This is a genomic window from Halanaerobium sp., from assembly GCF_003070835.1.
The window spans coordinates 1-6,966 of record NZ_QBLR01000178.1; the positions used below are offsets into that span (position 1 = coordinate 1).

Genomic DNA, 6,966 nt, shown 5'->3' on the forward strand with positions numbered 1-6,966 from the left:
TACGCTTTTATTAGTGATCGAAGACTTTCAATTTATTGATGTTTTATTTGAGACAGTTTCTGCCTTTGGTACAGTGGGACTTTCAACAGGAATTACCGGGCAGCTATCTGATATCAGCAGGGTTTTAATCACTATCACGATGTTTGCTGGCAGAGTTGGTCCACTTACCCTGGCGCTTGCCTTTGGTGAAAGGGTAAGGAAAGGAAAATATCATTATCCGACAGAAAAAGTAATGGTTGGTTAATTTAGATAGGGGGAAAATAAATGAAGCAGTTTGTTGTTGTAGGTTTAGGAAGATTTGGAGCCAGTGTTGCTACTACTCTGGCTGAAAATGGACATGATGTATTAGCGATTGATCGTGATCCAGAAAAGGTGCAGGCAATCAGTGCTGATGTAACTCATGCTGTAGAGGCTGATGCTACTGATGAAGAGGCCTTAAAAACATTAGGTGTTAGAAACTTTGATGTAGCGGTTGTAAGTATTGGAGATAATGTTTCAGCAAATATATTGTGTACTTTAATCTTAAAAGAGCTTAACTTGCCTTATGTAATAGTTAAAGCACCTGATAAATTACATGGCAAAGTTTTAACAAAAGTTGGTGCAGATAGAATAGTTTATCCTGAGCGTGATATGGGAGCAAGAATTGCTCAGAATCTTATCTCTTCCAATGTTTTAGATTATATAGAGTTTGCTCCAGAATATGGAGTAATAGAGATTCTTGCCAGTGATAATATGGTCGGTAGAACTTTAAAGGAACTTGAATTGAGAGCCAGCTTTGATGTTAATGTAATGGCAATTAAAAGAGGGGAAGAACTATACATTTCGCCGGGAGCAGATGATAAAATTGAAGCTGGAGATAAATTAGTTTTAATGGGGAAAAATGAAAATCTGGATAAAATGAGAGATTTCGGCAATTAAATCTGTTTTTTTAAGGGAGTGTAAATTATGAATATAAAGACTTTAAAAGGGAAAATACTCCTTGGTTTTGCAGTCATGATCTTAATTTTGGCAGGGGTTGTTGGCTGGAGTATATATAACTTTGAAACACTTTCAAATGCAATTAATGATATTTTAGTTGAAAATTACCGCAGTATAAAAGCAAGTGACAGTATGGTTGAATCAATAGAACGCCAGGACAGTGCCTTATTGCTGCTTTTAAGATCTACTGAAGAACAGGGACAGGAAATCTTCAGACGCAATGAAAAAGAATTCTATACCTGGCTGGCTAGAGCAGAAGATAATATCACCATTGAAGGTGAGGGTGCAATTTTAGAAAAAATCAATGAAAAATATTTTGAATTTGTATCTAATTTTGATCAATTCTATAATGCAGAAGAAGATCAGCGCTGGCAGATATATAATCAGCAGTTGCTTCCAAGTTTTAATGAGATAAAAAATGATATTCGAGAACTAAGAGAAATAAACAGACAGGCGATGGTTGATGCGCAGGGCAGTGCCAACAGTAGAGCCAATCAGGCAATCATCTATACAATCGGACTGGCTTTACTAGTTACTGCATTTTCATTAATTTTTGCCTTTTATCTCACCAAACAGATATTGAGGCCAATTAAAGAATTAGAAAAAGGGATTAAAGAAGTGGCTGCCAGAAATTTTCAGCGTAAAGTTGAAGTGGCCTCTGAGGATGAAATCGGTGTGCTGGCAGATGAATTTAATGAGATGATTTCCAAACTAAAAGAATATGAAAAATTAAATGTTAAAAAGCTGCTGATGGAGAAAGAAAAGTCAGAAGCTGTAGTAAATAATTTGAGCAGTCCCTTAATAGTGACAGATAAGGATCATAAGATTGTTTTAATCAACGAAACAGCTAAAGAACTATTTTCACTGAGGGAGGATGTACTTGGCACGCACTTTTTAGAGGTTATTAAGGCAGAAGAGATTTTTGAATACATTAAAAATCCTGAAGCTAAAGAAGAGAAAACCTTTCTACTAAAAAAGAACGATAAAAAAAGACATTACAGGATTTCAACCAAACAGGTAATTGATGAAGATGAAGAATATCAATTTACAGTTACTCTATTAGAGGATATTACCCGCTTAAAAGAAATTGACAATATGAAATCTGAGTTTGTTTCAACTGTATCACATGAGTTTAGGACCCCGCTGACTTCAATGAATATGGGGCTCAGCATGGTAATTAACGAGGATACAGGAGAATTAAATGAGGAACAGAAGGAACTGCTGGAAGCAGCCTATGAGGATGTTGAACGATTAACTGAGTTAGTAAATGATCTGCTTGATCTCTCTAAGATTGAATCAGGTAAAATTGAAATGGAATTTGATAAGGTAGATGTCAATGATATTATTGAAAAAACTCTTAACCCCTTCCATAAACAGGCGGAGGAAAAAGAAATTGAGCTCAAATTCAAACAGTCAGAAGATAATGTTTTTGCTTATGCCGATCCTTCAAAAATAAGCTGGGTGATTTCTAACCTGGTTGGAAATGCACTTCGCTATGCTGATGAAGGAAAAATAGAAGTAGATGCAGAAATAAAGGGTAGAAGGGTTCTAGTATCAGTAGCAGATAATGGACCAGGTATTCCAAAAGAATATCAGTCTAAAATATTCGAGAAATTTGTCAGAGCCGGCAGTGATAAAGAGGAAAAGAGTGGAACCGGTCTCGGCCTTGCTATTGCAAAAGAAATTATTACAGCCCACAATGGTCGGATCTGGGTTGAAAGTGAAGAAGGAGAGGGCTCTACTTTTTCATTCTACATCCCAAGATATGGCTATCAGGAGGAAAATAATGAGTAAAATTTTAGTAGTAGATGATGAAAAAAATATTAGATTAGTTGTTGGTAAAAGTCTGGAAAAGGCAGGTTATGCTGTGGATTATGCTGTAGATGGAGTAGAAGCGGTTGATAAAGCTAATAATATTAGTCCAGATCTTATTTTACTTGATTTAAGGCTGCCGAAGATGAATGGTTTTTTAGTACTTGAAGCTTTAAAAAGTGATGCAGCTACAGAGGAAATACCGGTTATTATATTGTCTGCTTTATCTGAAGAAGATGACGTGCAAAAGGCAATTTCTTCAGGTGCTGAAGACTTTTTAGTCAAACCAATCAGTCAGAGTGATTTACTGGCTGCTGTAGAAGAAAGTATTATGGAAGAAGGAACAGGACAGGAAGAAATAGAGGGGGAAGATAATAATGAAAAATAAAGTACTGGTTGTTGATGATGAAAAGAATATTCGTTTGACTTTAAAGAAAGCTCTTTCGAATGCAGACTACGAAGTTGAAACAGCTGTTAATGGAGAAGATGGGCTGGCAAAATTAAAAGAAGAAGAAATCCCGGTTGTACTGCTTGATATGAAAATGCCGGGAATGGATGGCATCCAGTTTTTAAAAGAAGTAACAAATAAAGAAATTGAGACAAAGGTAATAATGATTACAGGTTATGGGAGTGTAGAAACAGCGGTTGAAACTCTAAAATTAGGTGCTGTTGACTATCTGCGTAAACCATTTAAACCAGAAGAAATTATTAATATTGTTCAGGATGTTTTTGAACGCTATAAGGTTGAAAATAGTGAAAAAGAAGTAGAAAGTTTTGAAGAATATATTATGCTTGCTAAAAACGCAATTAATAAACGAGACTTCTCAAAGGCAAAAGAAATGCTGCAGCAGGCCACTTCTCTTGACTCTGAAAAGCCTGAGCCATTTAATCTGCTGGGAATAATTTATGAGATGCAGCATAAGCAGGGAGAAGCAATGAAGATGTACAGAGCTGCTCTGGCACTTGATCCTGGCTATAAACCGGCAAATGAAAACATTGAAAGGGCAGGAGAAAGTATGGGCTCCATTGACTTAGATGATGTTAACTTTGGAGATGACGAGGAGGAAGAATAGATGTTTATTGTTATTGTAGGCTGTGGCCGCACCGGTTCTCTGCTTGCTGGAAAACTTTCTCGTTCTGGTAACGAAGTTGTTGTTATAGAACAAAATCCAGATTCATTTGCTCTGCTGCCGGTTGACTTTTCAGGTTTTGAGATAGAGGGGGATGCAGCTGAAAGTGATGTTTTGATTGAAGGTAAAATAGAATCTGCTGACCTTTTAATAGTTAGTACCGGCAATGATCAGATTAACTATCTTGTATCACAGATGGCCAGGGTTAATTTTGATGTACCCAGAATTATGGTCAGGACTATAGACCCATCAGTGGAGAAGATGTATGAAAAAGAAGAACGTTTTGAGATATTTTCTCAGATATCTCTTTTGGCTGAAAACATGATAAATAAAATTGAGCGAGAAGGGATGAGGTAATTATGGAGATTATACTGGTTGGAGGAGGTAAGCTAATTTACCATCTTGCCAAAAAGCTAATTTCTAAAGGACATTTTGTAACAATTATCAATAAAGATCGTAAACTAGCTGATGATCTGGCAAGAGAAATAAAGGCAACAGTTGTCTTCGGTGATGCAACTGATAAAAAAGTTCTGGAAGATGCTGGTGCTTATAAGGCAGATAACCTTGTATCTTTGACTCAGAAAGATCACAGTAATCTTTTTATCTGCAAGATGGCAATGGACTATTTTGGGGTTGAGAGAACTACAGCCCTGGTAAATAATCCAGAAAATGAAGAGCTTTTTAATACTCTTGGAATTACTGGAATTTTTAATGTTACAGATTTAATCAGTTCGATAATTGAACAGACTGTGATCTCTGATGATGTAAGTAATCTAACAATGATTGAAGAGGGGAAACTAAGTATTTTTCAGGTTGAGGTAGCTCCTGACTCTGAGGCTGCTGGCAAAGAAATTAAAGAAATCGACCTCCCTATCTCGATTGTTTTAGGTGGTATAGTAAGGAATGGAGATATTTCAATTCCCAGAGGTGGCTCTAAGATTCAGGCTGGAGATAAGATTGTCATAATTTCACTGCCGGAAGAACAGGCAGAAGCTATTAAAGTCTTTGGTGGTGAAGAATAAGATGAAATACAAAAATCTGCTTATTTCTCGCTACTTTCTGATTTCAAAATATACCGGGATTATTATAATCTTTGCCGGTGCTGCTATTCTTTCACCACTTTTATTTTTACTTGCTTTTCCCGAGGAGAGCAGCCTGGCTCCTCATTTTCTGCTGGCAGGAGGATTATCTATTCTGGCAGGACTAGTCTTATTTACTTATGGGAGCAGACACCAGGAAGAAGATGTGGAACTTTCCTTAAATGAAGGGAGTATAATTGTTATTTTTTCCTGGCTGGGAGCAATATTCTTTTCTGCAGTACCTTTTATCACTATTTTGGATATGAGCTGGTCTCATTCTATTTTTGAAGTGGTAAGCGGCTGGACAACTACCGGGCTATCTCTAGTTGATGTTACTACTGCGCCTAAATTAATCCTTATCTGGCGTTCTATTATGCAGTTTTTTGGTGGGGCTGGACTGGCAGTTATTGCTTTATCTTCACTGCTCCCGGTTCATGGAATGGGTTTATATATGGCTGAGGCACGAAGTGATAAACTTTTACCCCATGTAAAACGCTCTACTATGTTGATTATGAAAATCTATACTTTCTATACTGCAGCAGGAATTATTCTTTATTATTTTGCAGGGATGCCTCTCTTTGATTCTATAAATCATTCTATGGCTGCAATTTCTACCGGGGGTTTTTCCACTCAGCCAGACAGTATAGGCCATTACAACAGCTTATCTATTGAAGTGGTAACAATAGTCCTGATGCTGCTTGGTACTATAAACTTTGCAACCCATTACACACTGCTTAAAGGTAAGGTTAAAACATTTTTTAAAAATGCTGAGATACGTTTAATGATCACTCTATTTATATTTTTAACTCCTATATTAATGTTTTTTTCATTAAACTCTTTATACCCTATGCTGAGCGAGAATTTTAGAATTACCTTTTTCCAGATCATTACAGCTTTATCAACAACCGGTTTTTCGACTATTTCTTTTGCCGGCTGGCCGATATTTGCTAACTTTATCATTATTTTAATTATGCTTGTTGGTGGTGGAACAGGTTCAACTGCTGGTGGTATTAAGCAGTATAGAATCTATTTGATTTTTAAATCAATCTACTGGGAAATTAAAGAACAGTTTTTACCTCGCAGAAGTGTCAGCAGCAATTATCTCTGGCGGGGAGAGAATAAGTTTTATGTAAAAGATCAGCATGTAAAAGATGTAGCTAACTATATATTACTATACTTGTTTACTTTTTTTGCAGGAGTAGCAGTCCATACAGCCTATGGATATTCTCTTTTAGATAGTATGTTTGAATTTGGATCAGCTCTTGGTACAGTTGGAATTTCAATTGGCTTACTTTCATCCGAAGCACCTCTGGGTATAATCTGGACCCAGACGATCGGAATGTTTTTAGGTAGGCTGGAATTCTTTATAATTCTTTATGCCGGGATAAAACTATTTAAAGATGGAGTTTATATTTCTAAGCATTAATGTAGTTTTATATAGGAATTTAGGGATTACAATATTTAGATTAAGTACGATTAAACGTAAGCAGTTGATAATAGAAAATCAAATAAAATTAGCATCTTAATTACCCCAGAGAGATTTCATTTGTTCAGTAACAATGGAGCTTTTCTGGGGCTTTTATTTTGTATAATATTTTCTTCAGGGGGACTTAATAATTAGATATTATTTCGAGTTTTATGTAATATAATAAATTTAGGCTCAAGTAGTAAGTTGAAATATCAGGGAGGTGTTGAAAATGAAAGATAAGAAAAAAGTAGCTAAGAAAAAACCTGAGAAGAAAGAAGAAAAAAAGGAAATAAAGAAGTAATTCCTTTAATAAGTCAAAACTAAACAATGTATATTTTTCCCTGTAGACTAATAGTTACAGGGTATTTTTTGTTGAACTATTTGATTGGTGAAGTTGATGAGTGTTAAAAACCTCCGCACATATCTATAAGTGCGGATAACTTTAACGGATTGAACAGTTTACATGTTTAGCTTAACTATAAATTATTATAATGTAAGG

General features: G+C 35.8%; 8 protein-coding genes. All 8 read left to right on the forward strand.

Features of this window, described 5'->3' with window-relative positions; translation table 11 throughout:
* On the forward strand, positions 1-244 hold a 244-nt coding region (locus tag CI949_RS14545), incomplete at its 5' end, for a potassium transporter TrkG (RefSeq protein WP_290767598.1).
* 20 nt (positions 245-264) lie between these two features.
* The gene (locus tag CI949_RS14550) at positions 265-918 is read left to right on the forward strand and encodes a TrkA family potassium uptake protein (RefSeq protein WP_108142510.1); all 654 of its coding nucleotides are present in this window, start codon (positions 265-267) and stop codon (positions 916-918) included.
* A 27-nt stretch (positions 919-945) separates the two neighbouring features.
* The gene (locus tag CI949_RS14555) at positions 946-2,772 is read left to right on the forward strand and encodes an ATP-binding protein (protein ID WP_108142512.1); all 1,827 of its coding nucleotides are present in this window, start codon (positions 946-948) and stop codon (positions 2,770-2,772) included.
* Complete coding sequence (locus tag CI949_RS14560) at positions 2,765-3,178, forward strand: response regulator transcription factor (RefSeq protein WP_108142514.1); 414 nt, start codon at positions 2,765-2,767, stop codon at positions 3,176-3,178. Before CI949_RS14555 ends, CI949_RS14560 begins: the two co-directional genes overlap by 8 nt.
* Positions 3,168-3,863 carry a response regulator gene (locus tag CI949_RS14565; protein ID WP_076544500.1) on the forward strand — a complete coding sequence of 232 codons (696 nt, stop codon included), beginning with the start codon at positions 3,168-3,170 and terminating at the stop codon, positions 3,861-3,863. The genes CI949_RS14560 and CI949_RS14565 overlap by 11 nt, the downstream gene beginning before the upstream one ends.
* The gene (locus tag CI949_RS14570) at positions 3,864-4,277 is read left to right on the forward strand and encodes a TrkA family potassium uptake protein (protein WP_076544501.1); all 414 of its coding nucleotides are present in this window, start codon (positions 3,864-3,866) and stop codon (positions 4,275-4,277) included.
* Positions 4,278-4,279: 2 nt separating this feature from the next.
* The gene (locus CI949_RS14575; RefSeq protein WP_108142516.1) at positions 4,280-4,942 is read left to right on the forward strand and encodes a TrkA family potassium uptake protein; all 663 of its coding nucleotides are present in this window, start codon (positions 4,280-4,282) and stop codon (positions 4,940-4,942) included.
* Position 4,943: 1 nt separating this feature from the next.
* The gene (locus CI949_RS14580) at positions 4,944-6,425 is read left to right on the forward strand and encodes a TrkH family potassium uptake protein (RefSeq protein WP_133531321.1); all 1,482 of its coding nucleotides are present in this window, start codon (positions 4,944-4,946) and stop codon (positions 6,423-6,425) included.
* The last annotated feature ends 541 nt before the right edge of the window (positions 6,426-6,966 follow it).

What these genes read in the sequence shown, in the direction of transcription:
- CI949_RS14550 (WP_108142510.1), top strand. Translation starts at nt 265, where the DNA reads ATGAAGCAGTTTGTTGTTGTAGGTTTAGGAAGATTTGGAGCCAGTGTT.
- CI949_RS14555 (WP_108142512.1), top strand. Translation starts at nt 946, where the DNA reads ATGAATATAAAGACTTTAAAAGGGAAAATACTCCTTGGTTTTGCAGTC.
- CI949_RS14560 (WP_108142514.1), top strand. Translation starts at nt 2,765, where the DNA reads ATGAGTAAAATTTTAGTAGTAGATGATGAAAAAAATATTAGATTAGTT.
- CI949_RS14565 (WP_076544500.1), top strand. Translation starts at nt 3,168, where the DNA reads ATGAAAAATAAAGTACTGGTTGTTGATGATGAAAAGAATATTCGTTTG.
- CI949_RS14570 (WP_076544501.1), top strand. Translation starts at nt 3,864, where the DNA reads ATGTTTATTGTTATTGTAGGCTGTGGCCGCACCGGTTCTCTGCTTGCT.
- CI949_RS14575 (WP_108142516.1), top strand. Translation starts at nt 4,280, where the DNA reads ATGGAGATTATACTGGTTGGAGGAGGTAAGCTAATTTACCATCTTGCC.
- CI949_RS14580 (WP_133531321.1), top strand. Translation starts at nt 4,944, where the DNA reads ATGAAATACAAAAATCTGCTTATTTCTCGCTACTTTCTGATTTCAAAA.